At 64.2% G+C, this 22,030-nt stretch carries 24 protein-coding genes and 1 riboswitch; of the genes, 11 read left to right on the forward strand and 13 right to left on the reverse strand.

The window, feature by feature from the left end; genetic code table 11:
* Positions 1–551 precede the first annotated feature (551 nt).
* The 6 genes from OU419_RS23050 (at position 552) to OU419_RS23075 (ending at position 6,291) form a co-directional block, all read left to right on the forward strand.
* Positions 552–1,517, forward strand: a complete 966-nt coding sequence (locus tag OU419_RS23050) for a 2-hydroxyacid dehydrogenase (RefSeq protein ID WP_254470437.1) — start codon at positions 552–554, stop codon at positions 1,515–1,517.
* The gene (locus OU419_RS23055) at positions 1,514–2,278 is read left to right on the forward strand and encodes a DUF1835 domain-containing protein (RefSeq protein WP_254470436.1); all 765 of its coding nucleotides are present in this window, start codon (positions 1,514–1,516) and stop codon (positions 2,276–2,278) included. Before OU419_RS23050 ends, OU419_RS23055 begins: the two co-directional genes overlap by 4 nt.
* A gap of 52 nt (positions 2,279–2,330) precedes the next feature.
* On the forward strand, positions 2,331–3,335 hold the full coding sequence (locus tag OU419_RS23060) for a class I SAM-dependent methyltransferase (protein ID WP_254470435.1): 1,005 nt from the start codon (positions 2,331–2,333) through the stop codon (positions 3,333–3,335).
* A 117-nt stretch (positions 3,336–3,452) separates the two neighbouring features.
* On the forward strand, positions 3,453–4,910 hold the full coding sequence (locus OU419_RS23065; protein WP_254470874.1) for an amino acid permease: 1,458 nt from the start codon (positions 3,453–3,455) through the stop codon (positions 4,908–4,910).
* Between the two features lie 44 nt (positions 4,911–4,954).
* A riboswitch (yybP-ykoY riboswitch) is annotated at positions 4,955–5,075 on the forward strand.
* A gap of 89 nt (positions 5,076–5,164) precedes the next feature.
* Positions 5,165–5,746 carry a TMEM165/GDT1 family protein gene (locus OU419_RS23070; RefSeq protein ID WP_254470434.1) on the forward strand — a complete coding sequence of 194 codons (582 nt, stop codon included), beginning with the start codon at positions 5,165–5,167 and terminating at the stop codon, positions 5,744–5,746.
* 101 nt (positions 5,747–5,847) lie between these two features.
* Complete coding sequence (locus OU419_RS23075) at positions 5,848–6,291, forward strand: ketosteroid isomerase-related protein (protein ID WP_254470433.1); 444 nt, start codon at positions 5,848–5,850, stop codon at positions 6,289–6,291.
* A 92-nt stretch (positions 6,292–6,383) separates the two neighbouring features.
* Here OU419_RS23075 and OU419_RS23080 read toward each other — a convergent pair whose 3' ends face one another.
* Both OU419_RS23080 and OU419_RS23085 read right to left on the reverse strand, forming a co-directional pair.
* Positions 6,384–7,367, reverse strand: coding sequence for an NAD-dependent epimerase/dehydratase family protein (locus OU419_RS23080; protein WP_254470432.1), 984 nt, complete (start codon positions 7,365–7,367; stop codon positions 6,384–6,386).
* 57 nt (positions 7,368–7,424) lie between these two features.
* On the reverse strand, positions 7,425–8,243 hold the full coding sequence (locus OU419_RS23085) for a M48 family metallopeptidase (RefSeq protein WP_254470431.1): 819 nt from the start codon (positions 8,241–8,243) through the stop codon (positions 7,425–7,427).
* Between the two features lie 190 nt (positions 8,244–8,433).
* On the opposite strand from OU419_RS23085, the gene OU419_RS23090 reads away from it, so the two are divergent.
* Positions 8,434–10,572 (forward strand): methyl-accepting chemotaxis protein, encoded by a 2,139-nt coding sequence (locus OU419_RS23090; protein ID WP_254470430.1) that lies wholly within the window; start codon positions 8,434–8,436, stop codon positions 10,570–10,572.
* 139 nt (positions 10,573–10,711) lie between these two features.
* Here the strand turns inward: OU419_RS23090 and OU419_RS23095 are convergent, their stop codons facing one another.
* Genes OU419_RS23095 through OU419_RS23105 form a run of 3 tightly spaced genes read right to left on the reverse strand, consistent with a single transcriptional unit; the run spans position 10,712 to position 11,791 of the window.
* Positions 10,712–11,323, reverse strand: a complete 612-nt coding sequence (locus tag OU419_RS23095) for an SOS response-associated peptidase (protein WP_254470429.1) — start codon at positions 11,321–11,323, stop codon at positions 10,712–10,714.
* A gap of 19 nt (positions 11,324–11,342) precedes the next feature.
* A complete protein-coding gene (locus OU419_RS23100; protein ID WP_254470428.1) occupies positions 11,343–11,609 on the reverse strand; it encodes a putative signal transducing protein in 267 nt (88 codons plus the stop codon).
* On the reverse strand, positions 11,609–11,791 hold the full coding sequence (locus OU419_RS23105) for a CPXCG motif-containing cysteine-rich protein (RefSeq protein WP_254470427.1): 183 nt from the start codon (positions 11,789–11,791) through the stop codon (positions 11,609–11,611). Before OU419_RS23105 ends, OU419_RS23100 begins: the two co-directional genes overlap by 1 nt.
* A gap of 139 nt (positions 11,792–11,930) precedes the next feature.
* Between OU419_RS23105 and OU419_RS23110 the strand changes: the two genes are divergently transcribed.
* Positions 11,931–13,088 carry a 1-acyl-sn-glycerol-3-phosphate acyltransferase gene (locus tag OU419_RS23110; RefSeq protein WP_254470426.1) on the forward strand — a complete coding sequence of 386 codons (1,158 nt, stop codon included), beginning with the start codon at positions 11,931–11,933 and terminating at the stop codon, positions 13,086–13,088.
* 40 nt (positions 13,089–13,128) lie between these two features.
* On the opposite strand, the gene OU419_RS23115 is transcribed toward OU419_RS23110, so the two are convergent.
* Positions 13,129–13,407: a hypothetical protein gene (locus OU419_RS23115; RefSeq protein WP_254470425.1), complete on the reverse strand. Its 279-nt coding sequence runs from the start codon at positions 13,405–13,407 to the stop codon at positions 13,129–13,131.
* A gap of 266 nt (positions 13,408–13,673) precedes the next feature.
* Here OU419_RS23115 and OU419_RS23120 point away from each other — a divergent pair, with 266 nt between their 5' ends.
* On the forward strand, positions 13,674–13,880 hold the full coding sequence (locus OU419_RS23120) for a hypothetical protein (RefSeq protein WP_254470424.1): 207 nt from the start codon (positions 13,674–13,676) through the stop codon (positions 13,878–13,880).
* Between the two features lie 62 nt (positions 13,881–13,942).
* Here OU419_RS23120 and OU419_RS23125 read toward each other — a convergent pair whose 3' ends face one another.
* Positions 13,943–14,530, reverse strand: coding sequence for a YajG family lipoprotein (locus OU419_RS23125; protein ID WP_254470423.1), 588 nt, complete (start codon positions 14,528–14,530; stop codon positions 13,943–13,945).
* A gap of 805 nt (positions 14,531–15,335) precedes the next feature.
* Here OU419_RS23125 and mqo point away from each other — a divergent pair.
* Positions 15,336–16,829 (forward strand): malate dehydrogenase (quinone), encoded by a 1,494-nt coding sequence (mqo, locus tag OU419_RS23130; protein WP_254470422.1) that lies wholly within the window; start codon positions 15,336–15,338, stop codon positions 16,827–16,829.
* Positions 16,830–16,884: 55 nt separating this feature from the next.
* Here the strand turns inward: mqo and OU419_RS23135 are convergent, their stop codons facing one another.
* The 3 genes from OU419_RS23135 to OU419_RS23145 all read right to left on the reverse strand — a co-directional run bounded on the left by OU419_RS23135 (position 16,885) and on the right by OU419_RS23145 (position 18,236).
* The gene (locus tag OU419_RS23135; protein WP_254470421.1) at positions 16,885–17,286 is read right to left on the reverse strand and encodes a VOC family protein; all 402 of its coding nucleotides are present in this window, start codon (positions 17,284–17,286) and stop codon (positions 16,885–16,887) included.
* Positions 17,287–17,450: 164 nt separating this feature from the next.
* Positions 17,451–17,738: a PA4642 family protein gene (locus OU419_RS23140; protein ID WP_254470420.1), complete on the reverse strand. Its 288-nt coding sequence runs from the start codon at positions 17,736–17,738 to the stop codon at positions 17,451–17,453.
* A gap of 87 nt (positions 17,739–17,825) precedes the next feature.
* Positions 17,826–18,236 (reverse strand): hypothetical protein, encoded by a 411-nt coding sequence (locus OU419_RS23145; RefSeq protein ID WP_408004968.1) that lies wholly within the window; start codon positions 18,234–18,236, stop codon positions 17,826–17,828.
* 209 nt (positions 18,237–18,445) lie between these two features.
* Here OU419_RS23145 and OU419_RS23150 point away from each other — a divergent pair, with 209 nt between their 5' ends.
* Positions 18,446–19,363 (forward strand): LysR family transcriptional regulator, encoded by a 918-nt coding sequence (locus tag OU419_RS23150; RefSeq protein ID WP_254470418.1) that lies wholly within the window; start codon positions 18,446–18,448, stop codon positions 19,361–19,363.
* Here OU419_RS23150 and OU419_RS23155 read toward each other — a convergent pair.
* The 3 genes from OU419_RS23155 to OU419_RS23165 form a co-directional block, all read right to left on the reverse strand.
* Positions 19,347–20,771, reverse strand: coding sequence for an aldehyde dehydrogenase family protein (locus OU419_RS23155; RefSeq protein ID WP_254470417.1), 1,425 nt, complete (start codon positions 20,769–20,771; stop codon positions 19,347–19,349). The genes OU419_RS23150 and OU419_RS23155 overlap by 17 nt on opposite strands.
* Positions 20,772–20,931: 160 nt before the next feature.
* Positions 20,932–21,408 (reverse strand): WbuC family cupin fold metalloprotein, encoded by a 477-nt coding sequence (locus OU419_RS23160; RefSeq protein WP_254470416.1) that lies wholly within the window; start codon positions 21,406–21,408, stop codon positions 20,932–20,934.
* 1 nt (position 21,409) lies between these two features.
* Complete coding sequence (locus tag OU419_RS23165) at positions 21,410–21,967, reverse strand: hypoxanthine-guanine phosphoribosyltransferase (RefSeq protein ID WP_254470415.1); 558 nt, start codon at positions 21,965–21,967, stop codon at positions 21,410–21,412.
* Between the last annotated feature and the right edge of the window lie 63 nt (positions 21,968–22,030).

Genomic DNA, 22,030 nt, shown 5'->3' on the forward strand with positions numbered 1-22,030 from the left:
GCCAGCGCCATCCGCTCATTCAGCATGCGGGCTGGCTGGGCAGCGTTGATGCCACATGGCTCGACGAGTCCGGCACGCATCCCGTCCGGCGAACATTTGCCCGGTGTCTCGCAGCGCCCCCTGCAACAGAATACGAGGCACCTTTTCATCACGGCACGACATCAGCGCCCCAGAGCAGAACAACTGCTCGCGCTCCGTGGGCAATCCCGCGGCTGCCTGCCTCCTCCTTGCGTTGAATGGGTTCCTTGAGCAGCATTGAAAGAGCCGCACCACCGCCAACAACGATAGGCGCCCCGATAATTGCCGGGACCGTCCACCCGGACATGATCGCTCTCCTCACAGTTGAGGAAACGAAATCCAAGAGCACCATCGATATTTCCGACATATCGCTATCTGCTCGACCTCTGACGAAAATGCGCTGGCCACGTCGTCATGCTGCTACCAGAATCCAGTTCCACGACACTACCGCCATGCCGCTATCGGAAACTGAGCCGTCGCCACGGTGACCGGTCGCATTCCAGGGCGGACACATGACCAAAGGTACCCACTCCATGAGCACCTCTCGCGCCGTCTTCCTCGATCACGCTTCCCTCGACCTCGGCGACCTCGATCTCGCCCCGCTGCACGCACAGTTCGGCGAACTGGTCCTGCACGGGCGCAGCGATGCGGAACAAGTGGCCGGACGTCTCGCGGGCGCGAAGGTGGCGATCAGCAACAAGGTGCGGATCGACGCCGGAGTGCTCGCCCGCTGCCCGGATTTGAAGCTGATCCTGGTCGCCGCCACCGGCACCAATAACATCGACCTCGCCGCCGCCCGCGCACACGGTGTAGTGGTGAGCAACTGCCAGGGCTACGGCACGCCGTCGGTGGCCCAGCACACCCTGATGCTGCTGCTCGCCCTCGCTACGCGCCTGCCCGACTACCAAGCGGCGGTCCGCGCCGGACGCTGGCAGCAGGCAACGCAGTTCTGCCTGCTGGACTTCCCTATCGTTGAGCTGGAGGGCAAGACCCTCGGCCTGCTCGGCCACGGCGAGCTGGGTAGCGCGGTGGCTCGTCTGGCTGAGGCGTTCGGCATGCGCGTGCTGCTCGGCGCGCTGCCGGGCCGCCCGCCGCGCGCCGACCGTCTGGCACTTGACGAGCTGCTGCCGCAGGTGGATGCGCTCACCTTGCACTGCCCGCTGACCGATGCCACGCGCAACCTGATCGGCCAGCGCGAACTGGACCTGATGAAGCCCCAGGCCCTCCTCATCAACACCGCCCGCGGCGGCCTGGTCGACGAGCAGGCGCTGGCCGACACCTTGCGCCGCGGCCATCTTGGCGGCGCGGCTTTCGACGTGCTCAGCGTCGAACCGCCCAAAGACGGCAATCCACTGCTGGCCGACGACCTTCCGCGCTTCATCCTCACCCCGCACAGCGCGTGGGGCAGCCGCGAGGCACGGCAACGCATCGTCGGCCAGTTGAGCGAGAACGCCGCCGCGTTCTTCGCCGGCACGCCACGTCGGGAGGTAAAGGCATGACTCTGCACATGGTCTGCGGCGACGGTGCCGCCGAAGCCCTGAAACGGGCGATGGATGCGGGTGTACTGGCGGAAGACGAGGTGCTGGCGATGCCGGACGATCTCGCAGTCGGCCCGCTGAGCGATGTCGACAGCCCGCCCTGCGCGCAGCGTGCCGCGTTCTGGCACACACTGGGTGGCGAAGCGTTGCGCTACCGGGAAATTGCCATCGAGCTGGCTACCGGAGTGGAATGGCTGCGCAACCCGAGCGTCGCCGAGGTCACCCTCTGGCATGGCGACAGCGCCAGCGAGCAACTGCTGCTGCGCCGCGTCTGTGCGCTGCTGCCTGAGCCTGTCCGGTTGCGCAGCGCCGCCGCCGGCAGCGGCGAGTGCCGCAGCGAGGACCGCCATGCCATCGCCATGCTCAAGCCGGAGGAAGTGGCACGTTCACTGGCCGCCAGCCGTGAACTGGACACCATCGCGCGTCAGCGCTTGGGCGCCGACTGGCTCAGCGCACTGAGCGCCAACGATGAACTGCGACTGTGGCTCGGCGGCCAGTTGCCGGGCGCCGGTTACGAACATATCGACCAGGTTCTGCTGGAAAGCGCCAACGATCACTGGCGCCCCGTGCAGTCGGTCATCGGGCCGACGATGGCCTATGTCGACGGTTTGTTCGTCAGCGACCTGCTGGCCGCCTGGCGCCTGCGCGAACAAGTCGCGGCCGGGCGCCTGGAACTGCGTGGCGAGGACTTCTGGAAAAACGGCGAGGTGCGGCTCGCCTAGGCTCGGCCGACGCAGCCCTGCTAAACTCGCGCCCTTTTTTCGAGGAGGCCGCATGTCCAACGCCCCTACCAGCGAAGTGCTGCTGCGCCAGATCGAGCGCTTCCAGGGCCGCGTGCTGCTGGCCGGCCTGCCCGCCGACGCACTGCTCGGCGCGCTGCCACAGGCGCAAGGCTGGAGCTGGCACGCAGGCGAAGCACGCCAACTGGAAGCCCGCTACCCGCAACGCTGCCACTTCGGCGCAACACCGCCAGCCGGCGACTTCGACGCCGCCGTGCTGTTCCTGCCCAAATCCCGCGAGCTTACCGACTACCTGTTCGACGCCCTGGCCAGCCGCGTGCCGGCGGGCGAGCTTTACCTGGTTGGAGAAAAGCGCGCCGGCGTCGAGCGTGCCAGCAAGCAGCTCGCAACGTTCGGCCGCGCCAGCAAGCTCGACAGTGCCCGCCATTGCCAGCTCTGGCATACGCACATCGACGAGGCGCCTGCCGCGCCGGACCTGGACGCCCTGGCGCAACGCTATGAACTGCCATTGGCCGACGGGCCGCTGCAGGTCATCACGCTGCCCGGCGTATTCAGTCACGGCCGCCTGGATCGCGGCAGTGCTCTGCTTCTGGAGCATCTCGACGGCCTGGCCGACGGCCACCTGCTGGATTTTGGCTGTGGCGCCGGGGTACTCGGCGCGACGCTCAAGCGACGCTATCCCGCAAGCCGGCTCACCCTGCTGGACGTAGACGCCTTCGCTATCGAAAGCAGCCGCCTGACCCTGGCCGCCAACGGCCTGGACGCCGAGGTGATCGCCGGCGACGGCATCGACGCAGCGCCGGGCGAGCTGGCCGCCATCGTCAGCAATCCGCCCTTCCACCAGGGCGTGCATACCAGCTACGCCGCCACCGAACATCTGCTCCGCCAGGCTGCGCGCCACTTGCGCGGCAACGGCGAGCTGCGCCTGGTGGCCAACAGTTTCCTGAAGTATCCGCCGCTGATCGAACAGCACCTCGGCCCGTGCCAGACCCTGGCCGAAGCTGACGGCTTCCGTATTTACAGCGCCCGGCGGCGCTGACCGCAGGCTCGCACTACACTCCACCGAGCCAATGGATCGGCACGCCCCCGCTCGCCCTGACAATCGAGGACACCCGTGAATCGAAGAATCAAAGATGACGTCGAACTGACATTCGCCATGGGGCCGAAGGAAAAGCCGCATCATCTCAAGCGCTCCCTGAAGCCACGCCACCTGAACATGATCGCCATCGGTGGCTCCATCGGCACTGGCCTGTTCGTCGCCTCCGGCAGCACCATCGCTACCGCCGGCCCCGGCGGCGCATTGATGGCCTATGCGCTGATCGGCCTGATGGTCTTCTTCCTGATGACCAGCCTCGGCGAACTGGCAGCGTACATCCCAGATTCGGGCTCGTTCTGCACCTACGGCAGCCGTTTCATCGACGACGGATTCGGCTTCGCGATGGGCTGGAACTACTGGTACAACTGGGCGGTGACCATCGCCGCCGAACTGGTAGCGGCGCAACTGGTGATGAAATTCTGGTTCCCCGAGGTGGAAGGCATCTACTGGAGCGCCGGCTTCCTGGCCATCATGTTCATGCTCAACTTCTTCTCGGTGAAAGGCTTCGGCGAGAGCGAGTTCTGGTTCGCGCTGATCAAGGTAGTGGCCGTTGTGATATTCATCGGCATCGGCCTGGCCAGCATCATCGGCATCATGCACGGCATCGACAGCCCCGGCTTCAGCAACTTCACCACTGGCGACGCGCCTTTCGTCGGTGGCCTGCAAGCGATGATCGGGGTAGCGATGATCGCCGGGTTCTCGTTCCAGGGTACCGAGCTGATCGGCGTCGCCGCCGGCGAGTCGGAAAACCCGCGCAAATCGATCCCCGTTGCGATCCGCCAGGTCTTCTGGCGGATCCTGATGTTCTACATCCTGTCGATCTTCGTGATCGGCATGCTGATCCCCTACACCGACCCGAACCTCCTCAAGACCGACAGCAGCGACATCAGCACTTCGCCGTTCACCCTGCTGTTCGAGCGCGCGGGCCTGGCCGCGGCGGCTGGTGTGATGAACGCGGTGATCCTCTCGGCGATCCTCTCCGCCGGCAACTCCGGCATGTACGCATCTACCCGGATGCTCTACACGATGGCTACCCAGGGCAAGGCTCCGCGACTGTTCACCCAGGTCTCGGAAAGCGGCGTGCCGCGCTATGCCCTTTACGCCACCACGCTGATCGGCGCGCTGTGCTTCCTTACCAGCTTCGTCGGCGACAAGACCGTATACACCTGGCTGCTCAACGCCTCGGGAATGTGTGGCTTCATCGTCTGGCTGGGCATCGCCATTTCGCACTACCGCTTCCGCAAGGGCTTCGTGCTGCAGGGCGGCGACCTCAACAGCCTTCCCTATCGCGCCAAATGGTTCCCGTTCGGCCCGCTGTTCGCCTTCACCCTCTGCCTGATCATCACCCTGGGACAGAACTACCGCGCCTTCGTCGGCGAGCACGTGGACTGGGCCGGGCTGATTGCCACCTACATCACCATTCCGCTGTTCCTGGCCGTCTGGCTGGGCTATCGCCTGAAGAACGGCACCCGGTTCATTCGCTACGACGAAATGGATATCCGTCCCAAGCACGATTGATCCGACACGCAGGCTTGCCCAAGTCCTACGACTTGGGCAGAATGCGCCCCGTCCTAGGGGAGTAGTCTCCCGCGAGTTCCCAACTCGCCCGGTACGCGTCAACACACTTGATCCGCAGATCATGGCGCGTGCGACCCCAGCCTGCATCGCTCAGGCTCCGGGTTTGACAAGACCTATGACACGAGCAACCTGACCCGGGGCGGGCAGGTGGCACGTGTCATGGTGATTAGTCGACCCGCCCCTTAGGAAGCCTGATGGAATCCCTCTTCGTCCCAACCCTGATCGTTGCCCTGGCCGAAATTGGCGACAAGACGCAACTGCTCGCGCTCGTCCTTGCCGCGCGTTTCCGCAAGCCCTGGCCGATCATCGCCGGGATCATCGCCGCCACCCTGGCCAACCACTTCGCCGCTGGCGCCGTCGGTAGCTGGGTCGCTTCCTTCTTCTCCGAAACCACACTGAGCTGGGTACTGGCAGCCTCCTTCCTGGCGGTGGCTGCCTGGACACTGATTCCCGACAAGCTCGACGATGACGAAGAAGGCTCGCTGAAGAAGTTCGGCCCCTTCCTGACCACCCTGATCGCGTTCTTCCTCGCCGAAATGGGCGATAAGACCCAGGTGGCTACCGTCATGCTGGCCGCGCAGTACCCGCATTTCTGGCTGGTGGTGATCGGCACCACCCTGGGCATGCTGATCGCCAACGTACCGGTGGTCCTGGCCGGCAACTTCGCTGCCGAACGCCTGCCGCTCAACCTGATCCGCCGTCTGGCCGCCGCCGCTTTCGCCGTTCTCGGCCTGGCCGCCGCCTGGCATGCGCTCAGCCTGGGTGGCGCGCTCTGAACTGACGCGCATCGAAAGAGACGCTGGCGCGCCGGCCAATGCCTGTGTATCGCATCCGATACACAGTGGTGCGCCATCGTCCCTGCACTCAGGAAGGCGCCATGTCGGACAAGGACCTTAAGAAGCTCGCTCGCCAGCACATCGATCTCGCCTGGAACAAGGGGCATCTGGCCCTGGTCGAGCAGTTCCATAGCCCAGACTTCCTCTACAAGAGCGCCTTCACCGAGCGACCGCTGGACAACCTCGGCTACCGCAAGCTGGTGGAGGAGATCCGCAGCGGCATGAGCGACCTGGAAGTGGCTGTCGAGGAGTGCATCCGCGAAGGCAACAAGGTCTTCACCTGGAGCACGCTGATGGGCAGTATTTCCCGGCCCGTGCTGGGCTACCCGGTCAGCGACCGGATCGTCAGCATTTCCGCGATGGGCTTCTGGGTGTTCAACAGCCAGGGGCAGGTGCAGGAGCTCTGTACGTTGTTCGACATGGAGAGCTTCCGCGCGCAGATGGGGCTGCAGAACCGCCCCTTCTCCGAGAAGGCGCTGCCCTGAGGCACGGCCCTGCAATGAAAAAGACCCGGTGAACGCCGGGCCTTCCTCCGCAGGAATCGAGCACACATCCTGCGCTGCGGGTATCGGGCCGATCACAGATAGTCGTTGGCCTGGAACCAGGCGATTGCCCGCTCCAGGGTATCCTCCAGCGGCACCCGCGACTCGAACCCCAACTCCTCGCGGGCCTTGCGCCCATCGAGGAACTGCCCTCCGGCCATCACTTCGATCGCTGTATCGTCCAGCAGCGGCACCTTGCCGGTCAGCCGATAGCGCCAGCGCCCGAGGGTCGCCAGTGCGCGGGCACGATGCAGCGGCATCGGCGTCGGCACCGGTTTGCCCAGCAGGCGGGCGATGGTGGCGGTCAGCTCGCCCATCTCGATGTTCTGCCCGGTCAGCAGATAGCGCTCGCCCACTCGCCCGCGCTCCAGCGCCAGCAAAAGGCCGCGACCGGCCTCGGCCGCGTCGATGACGTTGCGCCGTCCCGGCACGTAGTGAAGCATCTCGTCGTGCCCGATGGCGGTAATCAGGCGGCCAGTGGTCGGGCCGATATCCAGCTCGCCCAGCACCATGCCCGGAATCCCGATCACCACCGGCAGCCCGCCACGCGCCTGTTCGCGAGCCTGCTCGTCGAGCGCCCACTTGCACATGACATAGGCGCTCTTGCCAGTAGGCAGGCCCTCGTAGAACAGACCTTCGTGTCCGGGCTGTCCCTGCGGGTGCAGCGGCATGGCGAAGGCCGAGCCGACATACAGGATGCGCGGCACCTTTGCCTGCAGGCAGGCGGCATAGAAATGATTGGTCTGGTCCAGCGCGCTGGCCACTTCTTCCTGCCAGCGGCGTGGCCGCACCGGGTAGTAGCCGGCGCTGAATATCACCGCGTCCAGACCGCTCAGCGCACGCGCCATGCCCTGGTGATCGAACAGCTCGGCCACCCTGCATTCCGGTTCGAGATAGGCCAGCCGCTGGATCTGCGACGATGGCCGGTGGATCAGCACCAACTGGTGTCCCGCGGCCTTGATGGCGCGGGCGGCGTGATGGCCCAGAAGCCCTGTGGCTCCGAGTACAGCGATTTTCACGGGCGCTCCCTGTTCACTGAGAAAGCGGCGCTATGACGCGCCGCTCCCGGCTTCCGCTCAGCGGGCCTTGGCTTGCTCGTACAGCGGCATCACTTTCGGAATGGCGGCCTGCAGGTTAGCCATCCGGGTGCTGTCGGCCGGGTGGGTGCTGAGGATTTCCGGCGGCGCATTGCCGCCAGCCTGGCTCATCTTCTGCCACAGCGTCAGCGCAGCGTTGGGGTTATAGCCGGCACGGGCGGCCAATTCCAGGCCGATCAGGTCGGCTTCGTTCTCATTCTGGCGGCTGTTGGGCAAGGTCAGGCTGTATTGCACCACCTGATCGGCCAACTGCATGCTGTCCTTGCCGAGGCCGAGCAGCGCGCCGCCAAGGTTCTCGCCCATCTGTACCGCATAGGCGCGCGACATGGCTTCGCGGCCATGCTCGCGCAGGGCGTGGGCAATCTCGTGGCCCATGACCGCCGCCAGTTCGTCGTCGGTCAGCTTGAGCTGATCGATGAGGCCGGTGTAGACGATGATCTTGCCGCCAGGGCCGCAATTGGCGTTGAGCTCATCGCTCTTGATTACGTTGACTTCCCACTGCCAGGACGGTGCGTCCGGACGGAAGGTGCCGGTCTGCGGGATCAGCCGCGCGGCGATGGCCTTTACGCGCCTGGCATCGCTGCTGCTGGCATCCAGCTTGCCGGCTTTGGACGCCTCGCCGAGAGTCTGCTGGTAGGACTGCGCGTACATCTGGTCGACCTGCGCGCTCGACAACATGCTGAACATGTTCTGCTTGCGCTCGACGCCAACGACGCCGCCGCTGGTTGTATTCACCTGTTGGCACCCGGCCAGCAAAAGGGCCGCGGCCAGACCGGCGAAGCGAAATACGCTGGGCATGATGCACTCCTGAAGCAATTCATTTTCCTTGGACAGCGCGCATGGTAGGCCGCCCCCAGGTGGCCGGCAACCATCCTGCAACAGGCGGCATACAGGGGCGTTACAACCCTTTACAAGCACCGGCTAAGAATCTCGCGCCACCTGCCGATACAGGAGGAACACGCAAGCTCTGGGACATTCGGGTACCCGTATGAAATTCAAGTCGATCCAGTTTTCCGTGGTGGCGCTGGCCGGAGCCAGCGTCTTGGCAGTGGTCGCGGCACTGGTGCTGTACGCGCTGTTCGCCGGCTCCCGAACCCAGGCCCTGGTGCAGGAGCGTACCCAGGCGCTGCTCGAACAGGTGATCAATGATCGTCTGGTAGCTTTGGCGCGCGGCCAGGTCAGCCAGATCCAGCGCGAACTGGAGTACCCGCTGACCGTCGCCAAGGACCTCGCCCACACCAATGCGCAGATGGGCAAGCTCGACGCCAGCGGCACGCCGGCGCTGGACATCACCCGCGCCGAGATGTCCAACCTGTTGCGCGTCACCGTCGAGCAGAACCCCAAGCTGCTCGACGCCTTCGCCGGCTGGGAACCCGACGCCTTCGCCGGACGGGACAGCGAATTCGCCGGCCACACCGGCGAGGGTTACGACGCCAGCGGTCGCTTCATGCCGTGGTGGTATCGCAAGGATGGCAGCCTGACCGTCGAAGCGATGGGGGACACCCTGGAAAGCCAGAAGATGCAGCCTACCGGCGTGCGCGAAGGCGAGTACTACCTGTGCCCGAAAGAGAAGCTGCAGCCCTGCATCATCGACCCGGCGCCGTATGAGATGGGCGGCAAGATGGTGCTGATGTCTTCATTCAACGCGCCAATCCTGGTCAATGGCCAGTTCAAGGGGGCGGTGGGCGTGGACCTGTCGCTGGACTTCATCCAGGAACTGCTGAAGAACGCCGACAGCAACCTCTACGACGGCGCAGGCGAGATGGCGCTGATCTCCAGCAACGGTCGCCTGGTGGCTTACACCAAGGACCCCGCCAAGCTCGGTGAGCCCGCCAGCAGCGTGCTGGATTCCAACGAAGTCGCCAACCTGTCCAGGCTCACCCTGGACCAGCCGCTGACCTCCGTCGACAAGGAGCACGGCCACATCGAGCTGTTCCTGCCATTCACCATCGCCGACACCGGCGCGCGCTGGACGCTGATGCTGCAACTGCCACAGGAAGCGCTGCTGGGCGAACTGAACAAACTGCAATCGGACCTGAAGTCCCAGCGCGACAGCGATGCCCTGGGCATGACCCTGGTGGGCCTGCTGATCGCCGCCATCGGCCTCGCGGTGATCTGGTTGGTCGGCCACGGCATCGCCCGTCCGCTGCGCCAACTGGTCGGCATGCTCGATGACATCGCCAAGGGCGAAGGCGACCTGACCCGCCGGCTTTCCAGCGACCGCGCTGACGAACTGGGCTCCATCGCCAGGGGTTTCAACACCTTCCTCGGCAAGCTGCAGGGCATGATCGGCCAGGTAGTCACCTCGGTGCAGCATGTCAGCGACTCCTCGGAACACACCGCCGACATCGCCATCCGCACCAACCAGGGCGTGCAGAAGCAACTGGCCGAGATCGAGCTGGTAGCCACGGCCGTCCACGAGATGACAGCCACCGCCCAGGACGTGGCGCGCAACGCTACCCATGCGGCGGAAGCTGCCAATCACGCAGACCAGGCCGCGCACCAGGGCAAGCGCATCGTCGAGAGCAGTGCGACGGCGATCCAGGCGTTGGCCAGCGAGATCGGTCGTGCAGTCGGCGTGGTCCAGACCCTGGCCCGCGACAGCGAGAACATCAACGCGATCCTCGTCGCCATCCGCGGCATCGCCGAACAGACCAACCTGCTGGCGCTCAACGCCGCCATCGAAGCGGCGCGTGCCGGTGAGCAGGGGCGTGGTTTCGCGGTGGTCGCCGACGAAGTGCGCAACCTGGCGCAGAAGACCCAGCAGGCCACCGAAGAAATCCAGTCGATGATCCAGCAACTGCAACAGGGCACCCGCGAAGTCGTGCAGGTGATGCAGGAAAGCCAGGACAGGACCGACGACAGCGTGCGCCATGCCCAGGAAGCGGCACAGGCTCTGGAGTCGATCACCCAGGCAGTGTCGGTGATCAACGACATGAACACCCAGATCGCCAGCGCCGCCGAGGAGCAGAGCGCGGTGGCCGAAGACATCAACCGCAACGTCAGCAATATCGGCATGGTCGCCAACCAGGTCGCCGGCGGCGCGGACGAAGCGTCCCAGGCCAGCGCCGAACTGACCAAGCTGGCCGAGCAGCAACGCCGGCTGGTGAATCAGTTCAAGGTGTAAGTCCCGATTACCTGCAGGAGCGGCCTCGAGTAGCGCTCCTGCAGGGATATTTCAGCGTCAGGCGATTCTTGATCCCCAGGGAGCGGACTCCGCCGCGCTGGATTTCACGGACAAGGTCCGCGCCTGTGAGGGAAGCGGCTCAAGCCGGCGTCAGGCACTCCGGCCCGTTGCACGTGGGGTCGTTGACGAAGTGCGCCAGCACCTGCTCGCGCAGCCGCGCCTGGGGCAGTTGCAGCAGCTCCAGCAACCGCGCGGTATCGGTATCGTTCGACAGCCACTGCTCCTGTTCTCGCGCATCGAGGATCAACGGCCGGCGCATGTCGCCCGCGGCCTGGGTCAGCATTGCCACGCTGTAATAGGTGTGCCCTTCCACCGGGTACGCCTCCCATACCCCGGCGAAACAGATCAGACCGCCACCGGAAACCCAGTGCGGCCGCTTGCGCACGCCGCGCCACTCATAAAAGCCATTGGCCGGCAGCAGGCAACGGCGCTGCGCGAAGGCATTGCGGAACATCGGCTGTTCGGCGATGGTTTCCACTCGCGCGTGGGCGGGAGTCCGCGACAGATCCTTCAGCCACGCAGGAGTCAGCCCCCAGCGCGCCAGCTCGGCGCAGCGCACGCCACCCTCTTCGCGCAGCATCAGCACGCGCGCGCCAGGCGCAAGATTCCATTGCGGCTGCAGATCGGCGGGAAAGCCTGCGCTCTCGGCAAGCTCGCGATTCCAGCGGAACAGGGCATAACGGCTGGTCATGGGGACTCGGAGAGAAGATTCAGCACAGCAGGACGCCCGGACCAGCCTCCATGTCGTCGACCGGCCCGGGAACGGGTTGCGCGGCATTGTACGCGGCGATCAACTCCCGCGCGCGCTCGGCATGGTCATCCTCGACCCACAGGTGCAACAACCCGAGCATCGGCAACTCGCCGATACCGCCGAGCAGGTGGCGCCCTCCCAGGTGCGAAGAAATGCCCTCGCTGGCCAGCATTGCGACCAGCAACTCGGCCTCTATCAGGTCCGCAGGCTCGTAGACTCGCTGCATCAGTCGTCCTCGCGCTGAACGTCGAGCGACCAGTCCACACCGTCGGTGCGCAACTGGAACAGGATCGGCCGGCAACACACCGGACAGTCTTCATAGTAGCTCTGGTCGCCGCCGGAAAGGTCGAGCACGGTATCGGCCGGCTCGCCACAATAAGGACAGATGTATGCCTGAGTCTCTAGCATCGCTGGCTCCACTGTGACTTCCGTTTATAATCGCGCGGTCTTCAAGGGTGCCCGTCGCGACCATTCGGTCCCGGCAACAACCCTCCGGGCCGCCTAGCGCGCACCCCGGCCCGTGATACCCCATGAATTTCAAGAGAGCATGATGGGCGAGTTCGAAGCCATCCGACCGTACAACGACGCCGAAGTCCCGGCCGTCCTGCAACGCCTGCTGAGCGATGACGCCTTCCTCGGCGCGCTCGCGCGTTACCGTTTCCCGCGCCTGTCCGGCCCGCTCGGCTGGCTGCTCAGACCACTTATAGCCCATCGCCTGGCTCGCGAAGTCACCGGCATCCGCAGCGTCGTCGCACTGCAGGACAAGTTCGAGCCCTACGTCGACCGTACCATCGAGCATGCTACCGACGGCGTCACCTACTCCGGCGTCGAGCGCCTGAAGCCCGGCCGCGCCTACCTGTTCATCGCCAATCACCGCGATATCGTGATGGACCCGGCCTTCTGCAATTACGCGATATTCCATGCCAAGCTGCCGACGCCGCGCATCGCCATCGGCGACAACCTGCTGCAGAAGCCCTTCGTCAGCGACCTGATGCGCCTGAACAAGAGCTTCATCGTGCACCGCTCGATCAGCGGCCGCCGCGAGAAGCTGGCGGCGTACCAGAACCTCTCGGCCTATATCAACCACTCGATCTGCAAGGACATCCAGTCGATCTGGATCGCCCAGGCCGAAGGCCGTGCCAAGGACGGTGACGACCGCACCGACTCGGCGATCCTCAAGATGTTCCACATGAGCCGCAAGGACGAGCCGTTCGCCGAGGTGATCCGCGAGCTGCACCTGATACCGGTGTCCATCAGCTACGAATACGACCCGTGCGACGCCGCCAAGGCACGCGAACTGTTCACCCGCGCGACCACAGGCGAGTACCGCAAGGCGCCGGGCGAAGACGACCGCAGCATCGTGCAGGGCATCACCGGCTACAAGGGCCGGGTACACATCAACTTCGGCGAGGAAATCACCGGAGAATTTAGCGATGCCAAGCAGCTAGCCGCCGAACTGGACCGCCAGATCCTCGGCAACTACCGGTTGTTCCCGGTGCACTATCTCGCCTACGAGGCATCCGATCTGCGCGATCCGGCATTGCAGGTGCCCAGCGTCGACAGCCTGTTCAATGGCGAAGAACTGCGCCGCGCCCGCACCGAATGGGAGCGCCGATTGGCCGCCTGCCCCACGGAGCACCGCGCGCACCTGATATTGCAGTACGCCAATCCGGTACTGAACCAGTACCGGATCAAGCAGTCATGAAAAAAGGCGCCCTTGGGCGCCTTTTTTCATGCTCCAGCCATCACAGCCGCGTGCTGTACCAGCTCACAGCCAGCGCCAGCGCCAGGCAGGCGAAACCGAAACGGTAGAAGAATCGATTCAGACGGGCCAATGGCTCAATGGCGGAAAGCGGTTGCGGCTGCACTTCACTATCAGCCACCAGGCGCTCCAGTGCCAGCCGTTCGCGACGGCGAGTCGCCAGCAGCAGCCATGCGCCGGCAAGGGCAAAGAACAGGGCCAGATCATTGAGAATCCGACCGGGATGGGCCTGGAACAGGTTCCAGAACGCCTGCAGCGACATCGCAACCTCCGCTTCAGGACTGCAACTCCAGTTATCGCGAAGGAAAGCCGGGGGTGAGTCTGCAAGATGAACGGGCATGACCCGTCATGGATGGGAAACAATCGTCACGCATTTTATCCGCTGGCCAGTCGCCGCAGCCAGTGCGTAACGCTTATTTACGACGAGCGTAAGAGTTATCGAGAAACGGTCTAAGACCTTTGCGATGCCTGGCATGCCACTGGCTTTATCGACTTTGCCCATCCGGTCATTCGCCAAGGAGATTCGCCATGCTCGATATCGTCCCCCACGAAAATGCGTACCTGATCGAACACCTGGAAGAAATCGAAGCCGTCGTCACCGAACTGTCCTTCAACGTCCAGGATGACCACTGGCTGGTCTACACCCAGGCCAGCGGCCATGAGCATCTGGACCTGCCGGAAACCGACGAGCGCGTGCGCCTCTGCGAAATCGATCCATATCGCCAGGCGGCCTGACCGAGACGATCCGCTCCATGAAAAAGCCCGGCCGGAGCCGGGCTTTTTCATATCCGCATCGATCAGCGCTGGTTCAGCGTCTGGCCGATGGTCGGGTCCTTGAATACACGGTTCAGCGCATCGCTGAGCACATCGCTGACCAGCTTGGTATTGGTAGCCTGGTTCGGCGCCATGCCGAAACGCTGGTTCAGTGCTGCGCCGTAGCGGCCGCTGTAGCGACGCTGATTGTTCTGCACATCGACCCGGAAGGTCGCGCCAATGTCGGCCTCGGTCACATAAACGCCATCCTTGGGCGACTGATACTTCAGTTCGGCCAGGGTCAGGGTCAGTTGCGGAGCGTTGTAGGCGTTGGCCGAAGGCGTGAAGCCCAGCAGGCGAACGGCAGTCTCGGCCTGCAACTGCAGCTTGGGAATGACATCCTGGCTGCGCACGGTGAGCTGACTGGTTTCGGAGTACAGGCCGCCACGAGTACCCAGCGCGGTGCTGGCGCGACCGTCGACGACCTTGACCACCACCGGCTGGCCCTGGCCAACGGCAGTGACGGGTCCCTTGAACTCAGGGTCCGGATTGAGTTGTTGCGGGCTGAGCGCGCAGCCGGTAAGGGTCAGGCTTGCGGTAGCGATCAGGCTGAGCAACAGGCGATGCAGCATGCTCATCTCTCCAAAGGGTTGGCCACGAATGGCCGGAAGTATACCGGCCGTCAGCGCGAGCAGATAGCGCTTGGCCATTTGACGCAACGCACACTCTCAGGGTTCCCCTCCAGCGCCTCCACGTGCGGCCTTGACCGACCTTGGGGCAAGTCGCACCACGACGGGGCGAAAAACGCCAATCAAGGGGAAATGCCTCGGAAAAAAGTCTAAGGTGCAGGGCTTTTTTTTTGTTTCGCCGTTATAATCGCCCCCCGATTATAAGGACGCCTCCTGGTCGGGCCCCGCACGATGCCGACACACCGTGTCTCGCCTCTGCCACCCCTCAAAGAGAGTCGCCACTCGCCTCGGTCACTGGCCGGCGCGTTTTGTACGTTCGTTGCGCAGAAGACTTGGCAAGGATGCAGCCGCCCACTCCGCACGGAGACCGGACCGGCCCGCAACGACGATCCCCTTTGAGTTTCACGACTCCATAAGAGCGTGATTTGAAGGTTTTTCACTACTTCACGAGAGTGTGGCGAGCAATGAAGAGTTTTGCGTCGGTAGCAGCACCATTAACGTCTGACCCCGCAGCACTGAATCGCTTTTTCGGCACCGGAAGCCGCGCATAAGCGCCCACCCGGATGCACTAGTGGATGTCCGCCGCGGACTGCCGAGCGAAGGTGCGCAACTCCCCTCCTCCGATCCCGCCCGAGACATTCGCGAAAGGTCCATGCGACCTGAGAAGAATTCGGACATGCGGCCTGCGCGCAAAGAGCGCCCAGCCCTTGTCACAACTGGCTGCTGATAGTTTTCTGGAGACGCGTTAATGGCGCAGAACGAAATCGAATCGATGGATGTGCTGCTGGTAGGCGCCGGCATCATGAGCGCAACCCTGGCTGTCCTGCTCAAGGAAGTCGATCCGGGCGTGAAGCTGGAGATCGTCGAACTGCAGGAGTCCGGAGCCGTCGAGAGTTCCAACCCCTGGAACAACGCCGGCACAGGCCACGCCGGTCTCTGCGAGCTGAACTACACCCCGCAGGCGGCCGACGGCTCGATCGACATCAAGAAGGCGGTGAACATCAACGCCCAGTTCGAGGTGTCCAAGCAGTTCTGGGCCTACCTGACCGGCAAGGAAGCCTTCGGCGCACCGCGCAACTTCATCAACCCCGTTCCGCACATGAGCTTCGTGCGCGGCAAGGATATTCCCTTCCTGAAGAAGCGTCATGAGCTGCTCAGCCAGCACCACGCTTTCTCCTCGATGGAATACACCGAGGACCGCACGAAGATCGCCGAGTGGGCACCGCTGACCATGCCGGGCCGCCCGGCCGACGAGCAGGTCGCGATGACCCGCGTGGAAAGCGGCACCGACGTCAACTTCGGCGCGCTGACCAACCAGCTGCTGGGCTACCTGGGCAGCCGCGAAGGCAGCACCGTTCGCTACTTCCAGAAGGTCGTCGGCCTCGAGCGCATCGGCGACGGCTGGCTGGTCGACATCAAGAACACCCAGTCCGGCGAGTCCCGCAAGATCAAGGCGAAGTTCGTCTTCCTCGGCGCCGGCGGCGGCGCGTTGCCGCTGCTGCAGATGTCCGGCATCCCGGAAAGCAAGGGCTTCGGCGGCTTCCCGGTCAGCGGCCAGTGGCTGCGCTGCGACAACCCCGAGGTGGTCAAGCACCACCAGGCCAAGGTCTACAGCCAGGCCGAGGTGGGCGCCCCGCCGATGTCCGTGCCGCACCTGGACACCCGTGTAGTCGATGGCAAGAAGTCCCTGCTGTTCGGACCCTACGCCGGTTTCTCCACCAAGTTCCTGCGCCACGGCTCGTTCCTCGACCTGCCGCTCTCGGTGCGCACCAGCAACCTGCTGCCGATGCTCGCCGTGGCTCGTGACAACATGGACCTCACCCGCTACCTGGTGAAGGAAGTCATGCAGTCCATGGACCAGCGCATCGAAGCCCTGCGCAAGTTCTACCCCGAGCTGAACCCGGCCGACTGGCGCCTCGAAACCGCCGGCCAGCGCGTGCAGATCATCAAGAAGGATCCGAAGAAAGGCGGCATCCTGCAGTTCGGCACCGAACTGGTGGCGGCGCAGGACGGCAGCATCGCAGCCCTGCTCGGCGCTTCGCCGGGCGCCTCGGTCACCGTGTCGATCATGCTGGGCCTGCTGGAGCGCTGCTTCCCCGAGCGCTACAAATCGGCCGAGTGGACCGCGAAGCTCAAAGAGATCTTCCCGGCCCGCGAGAAGCAACTGGAAACCGACGCCGCGCTATACCGCGAAGTCAACCAGATGACCGCCGACCGTCTGCAGATCGTCGCCGCATCCTGAACCTCGCGTTCATGAAAAGGCCCGCCATCCGGCGGGCTTTTTCGTTTCCGCCCGCTCAGTGACAACTGACCATCCAGCCGACGCCGAAACGATCGGTGAGCATGCCGAAGCGTTGCGCCCAGAAAGTCTTCTCCAGCGGCATCTCCACCCGCCCCTCCTCCGCCAGCGCAGCGAACGCCTGCTCCGCCGCGACCACGCTGCGCAGTGCCAGATGCAGGGAAAACCCCTGGAAGGCAGCATTGTGTTCGCCGCGCCCATCGGAGAGAAACACGTCGGTTTCGCCGATTCGCAGGCTGGCGTGCATCACCTTGTCCAGCCAACCATCCGGGACTGGCGAGGGGCCGGGGGCTTCTTCATAACGCATCAGCGCGTTCAACTGAGCACCGACCGCATGCTGGTAGAAGGCAATGGCCTCATCGGCGCGACCATGAAAAAACAGATAGGGCTGTACTTGCACGGCTTCGTCCTCGCCTTGTCGTATCGTTCTGGGGAGAAGTCTAGGCGGGGATTCGTAGAGATGTTCAGCGCTTAGTTGCTCCATGCCATCCGGCCTGGCGAGCGTCGCGGGCGCCCAAACGAAAAAGCCCGCACAAGGCGGGCTTTTCCAGGGACTCGATGCGATCAGCCGCGAGCGGCCTTGATCACCTCGATGTAGGGCTCGGCCTGGCGCTGGTCCTGAATCAGAGCAATGAAGTCCTGGCCCTTGGCATCCTTGGCGTAGAGGTCGTAACCAGCCTCGACGAAGAAGCCGATGAAGCGCTCGAAGTCATCGATACGCAGACTGCGGTAGGCCTTGACCAGCTTGTGCAGGGACGGGGGAGTCCCGTCGGCCGGTTCCACGCCGAGGAACAGCTTGATGGCGTCGTCGTTGATTTCTTCGCCAATCACCTGCTTCTTGTCTTTACGCATCTCGCTTCTCTCTACGGCTGTCTCAGGGTTCGCGGCCCGCATCGGCACTCGCGGAGGCGGGAGTGTAACTCCGCCTGGCAACGTGGCTCAACGCACACGTACCGCGCCGGTATGCAGATCGGCCCAGATATGGCCATTGGCATAGATGAGGAACTGCACATAGACGGTGCCGTTACGCAGCAGGTCCAGCAACTGCGGATAGGACGACTGCGGGTAGTAAAGGCTGAGCGTTCGCGTCTTGTCGTCGTAGGACGGTTTTTTCAGGCTCTTGCCTTCGGTGTCGAAGCTGACCAGCACCTGGCTGATCTGCGCGCCCTTGTTCAGCGGCTTGCCTTTCAGTCGCAACAGCGATGGCGTGGTGATCGGGATGGGCTGCTGGTTGGACTGGCGCTGATTGCCGAGCACCACGCTGTATTCGGTGACCTGCAGCAGTTGCTGCTGCTCCGCATCTCCCTGCCGCAGGCTGCCATCGTCGGGCGGAAGGAACTGGCCGTGCATCGGCGGCGCAGCCAGGGCCACCAACGGCAGACAAAGACCCAGCGCCAGCACGGCGCCCAGATTACGAACGGACATCTCTACCTCCGCAGAACAAGGCGAAGCACTCTAGCATGGGCCAGAAGCGCCACGACAGGCACGCATGGCGCGCCGGAGGATACATTGATAGCCTTCGACATATCGCCACCCTTGCATCGAAAAGACCGCCCCGCATGCTGCACAATGTTTCCGATCTCGACCTGCGCCTTCTGCGCATATTCGCCTGCGTCGTGCGCTGTGGCGGTTTCTCCGCCGCCCAGGGCGAGCTGGGCATGGGCCAGTCGACCATCAGCACGCATATCGCCAGCCTGGAAACGCGTCTCGGCTACCGCCTGTGCGAGCGCGGCAAGAGTGGGTTCCGCCTAACCGAAAAGGGCGAGCGAGTGCTCGAATATGCACAGTCCCTGTTCGCCGCACTGGGTAACTTCCGCGACCAGGCTCAATCGCTGGCCGGTCGACTGGTGGGCGAACTGCACATGGGCCTGGCGGACAATATCGCCACACTGCCAGATGCACGCATCCACCGGGCCCTGGCGCGCCTCAACCGCCGCGATCAGGACGTACGCCTGCATTTTCTCATCGAGTCATCCAGCGAACTGGAACGCCTGGTGCTCAATGGCCGCCTGCACCTGGCCATCGCCTGCTTCAGCCGACGCCTGCCAAACCTGCGCTACGAAGCCCTGTACCACGAGCGCGTAGCGGTGTTCTGCGGGCGTGAACATCCGCTCTACGACAAGTGCGTGAGCGACCCCGGCGAACTGGAGCGCTGCAACTGGATCCAGCACGGTTATGCGGTGGCCGATGTCCAATTGCCGGCCGATCCACAGCGCAGCACGGCTTTCGCCCAGCACATGGAAGCAGTGCTCCACGCGGTGCGCGCCGGCACGCACCTGGGCTACCTGCCGACCCACTATGCCGAACACTGGGTCGAGCAGGGCGAAATGCGCGCGCTACTACCCGACCGGCTCGGCTACGGCATCACACACAGCCTGGTGGTACGCGACGAACCCGGACATAACGAAGCGCTCCAGGCGCTGGTGGAAGACCTGCGCCTGGAGCACCAGGCCGCATCGATCAACGCGGCGCGGTAATGTGCTTGATGTCGAAGAACGCCGACAGGCCCCACGGGCCAAGCTCGCGCCCGATACCGCTGCGCTTGCCCCCGCCCCAGGAAGTCTGAGGGAACACGACCTGCGGCGAGTTCAGCCAGACATGGCCCGCCTCCAGCCGCTCGGCGACCCGCTGGGCACGGTCCCGGTCAGCGCTGCAGACGGTCGCCGCCAGGGCGAAATCGCTGTCGTTGGCCTGACGCAGTGCATCCGCCTCGTCGCTGAAGCGGCGCACGCAAAGTACCGGGCCGAAGATTTCCTCGCGCCAAAGGCGGCTTTCCGCCGGTACGTCTACATAGACGGTCGGGCGGATGAACCAGCCCTCTCCCGCCTCGCCACCCGCGACACACTCCAGCCCCTCGTCGCGGGCTACCGCGAAGTAATCGAGCACCTTGCGGTACTGCGCCTGGCTGGTCATCGGCCCCATGTCGGTTTCGCCCAGCAGCGGATTGCCAACGCGCAGCCCTTCTACCGCGGCCGCAAGCCTCGCCAGCAAAGCATCGGCGATGGAGTCCTGCACCAGCAGCCGCGATGTGGCGGAGCACATCTGCCCAGCATTCCAGTAGATACCGGCGATGATCCACTGCACCGCTTCGTCCAGGTCGCAGTCCTCGAACACCAGGATCGGCGATTTGCCCCCCAGCTCCAGGCCGACCGGCAGCGTGCGTGTCGCGGCGGCCTCCATCACCTTGCGGCCCACCGCGTTGCTGCCGGTGAAAGAAAGCTTGGCGATGGCCGGGCTGGAACACAGCGCTGCGCCTGCATCGGCGAGACCCGGCACAAGATTCAGCACACCGGCAGGCAGCCCGATGGCATCGGCGATCTCGCCCAGTACCAGTTCGATCAGCGGGGTGATTTCCGAAGGCTTGAGCACCACGGTGCAACCCGCCGCCAGGGCCGGCGCGACCTTCCAGGCGCTGGTCACCAGCGGGAAGTTCCACGGCACGATCAGGCCGACCACGCCAATCGGTTCGAAGCGGGTCAGGGAGCGGAAGCCTGCGTCCGGCAGCACAACCTCGGCGTTCTGTCGCGCATCCAGTTGGTCCGCCAGCTCGGCATAGTAGGAGAACGTGGCGATGGCATCGCCGATATCGATCTCGGCTTCCAGGCGCGGCTTGCCGCTGGCCCGCATCTGCAGCGAGATAAGCGCTTCGCGGCGGGCTTCCAACTGTTCTGCGAAGGCACGCAGGTAGCCGGCGCGCTCGGCGGCACTGGTCAGGCGCCAGGTAGAGAAGGCGTTGCGCGCGGCCGTCACGGCACGCTCGACATCGGAAACGCCAGCGCAGGCGACTTCCGGCAAAGCTTCACGGGTGGATGGGTCGATCGGGCGCAGGACTGCGCCGCTGTCGGCAACCTGCCATTGGCCATCGATATAGAGGAGACGAGACATGCAAACCCTCGGGCGATTTCAGTGAAGGTCCCAGGATAGGCAGGGTAAGCATCGTCAAAAATGCACGTTAACCCATGCACGCATCGACCCAGCTCGATGTGTGGCGATTGCTTTCGGTGCGGTGCAAACCTATCGCGGCCTTTCCCACCTCAGCGCAGAATCAGGCGGGGAACTGCGAACGCATCCAGGCCAGGTATTCCACCGCACCCGGCTCGCCCTCACGCGGTGCCCACTGGCCACGCTCGTCCTCGGCCAGCGGCAGGAATGGGCCGGCCTTGGCTTCGAACATCACGCTGTCCGGTTCCAGCGCCAGGATGGCATGGAAGGTGCCCGGCGGCAGATCGACGCCGATGCACTCTCCGCCGACACGCAACTCGCGGGTCGCCAGCAACTCGCCAGTCTCGGAGAAGATCAGCAGCCCCAGCGCGCCCTTTACCACCAGCAGGCTCTCGGCCTTGTCGGGGTGGCGGTGGCAATGCGGCGGGATATAGCTGTCCGGTTGCAGCGCGTTGAGCAAACGGTGGCAGGGCTCAGCGAGATCGTGAAAATTGTGGTTCTGCCGCCGCCGGGGATTGGCGGCGGCCTTGGCGGCAACCTCATCGAACAGTGCGTCATCGAGGAAGCGCGGGCCACTCATGTCAGAGCCCCTTGACCGCGAAGATGCCGGCGGCGTTGCGCCAGTAGCCCTTGTAGTCCATGCCGTAGCCGAAGATGTAGCGATCGACGCAGGACAATCCGACATAGTCGGCCTTAAGGTCCGGGCGGGCCTTGCGATCATGGTCCTTGTCGATCAGCACGGCAGTGTGCACGCGCTTGGCGCCGGCATGCTTGCAGAAGTCGATGATCGCCGAGAGGGTATGCCCTTCGTCGAGGATGTCGTCGATGATCAGTACTTCGCGGTCGATGAAGGAGATTTCCGGCTTGGCCTTCCAGAACAACTCGCCACCAGTGGTCTCGTTGCGGTAACGGGTCGCATGCAGGTAGGACGCCTCCAGCGGGAAGTTCAGCAGAGGAAGCAGCTTGCCAGAGAAGATCAGGCCGCCGTTCATCACACAGAATACAACCGGGTTGGCCTCGGCCAGCGAACCATTGATGGCCTCTGCCACACGGGCGATAGCGGCCTCGACCTCGGCATTTGTGTAAAGGCAGTCGGCTTCGGCCATGACTTGGCGGATGTGCGCGAGATCGACGGACATGGGGGCTCTCCGGTGAAAAAGTGCGCAAAGGTACCTATCGGCGTGCCGTGGAGCAAGGGCTAC

Source organism: Pseudomonas triclosanedens, from assembly GCF_026686735.1.
Lineage (GTDB): Bacteria > Pseudomonadota > Gammaproteobacteria > Pseudomonadales > Pseudomonadaceae > Pseudomonas > Pseudomonas triclosanedens.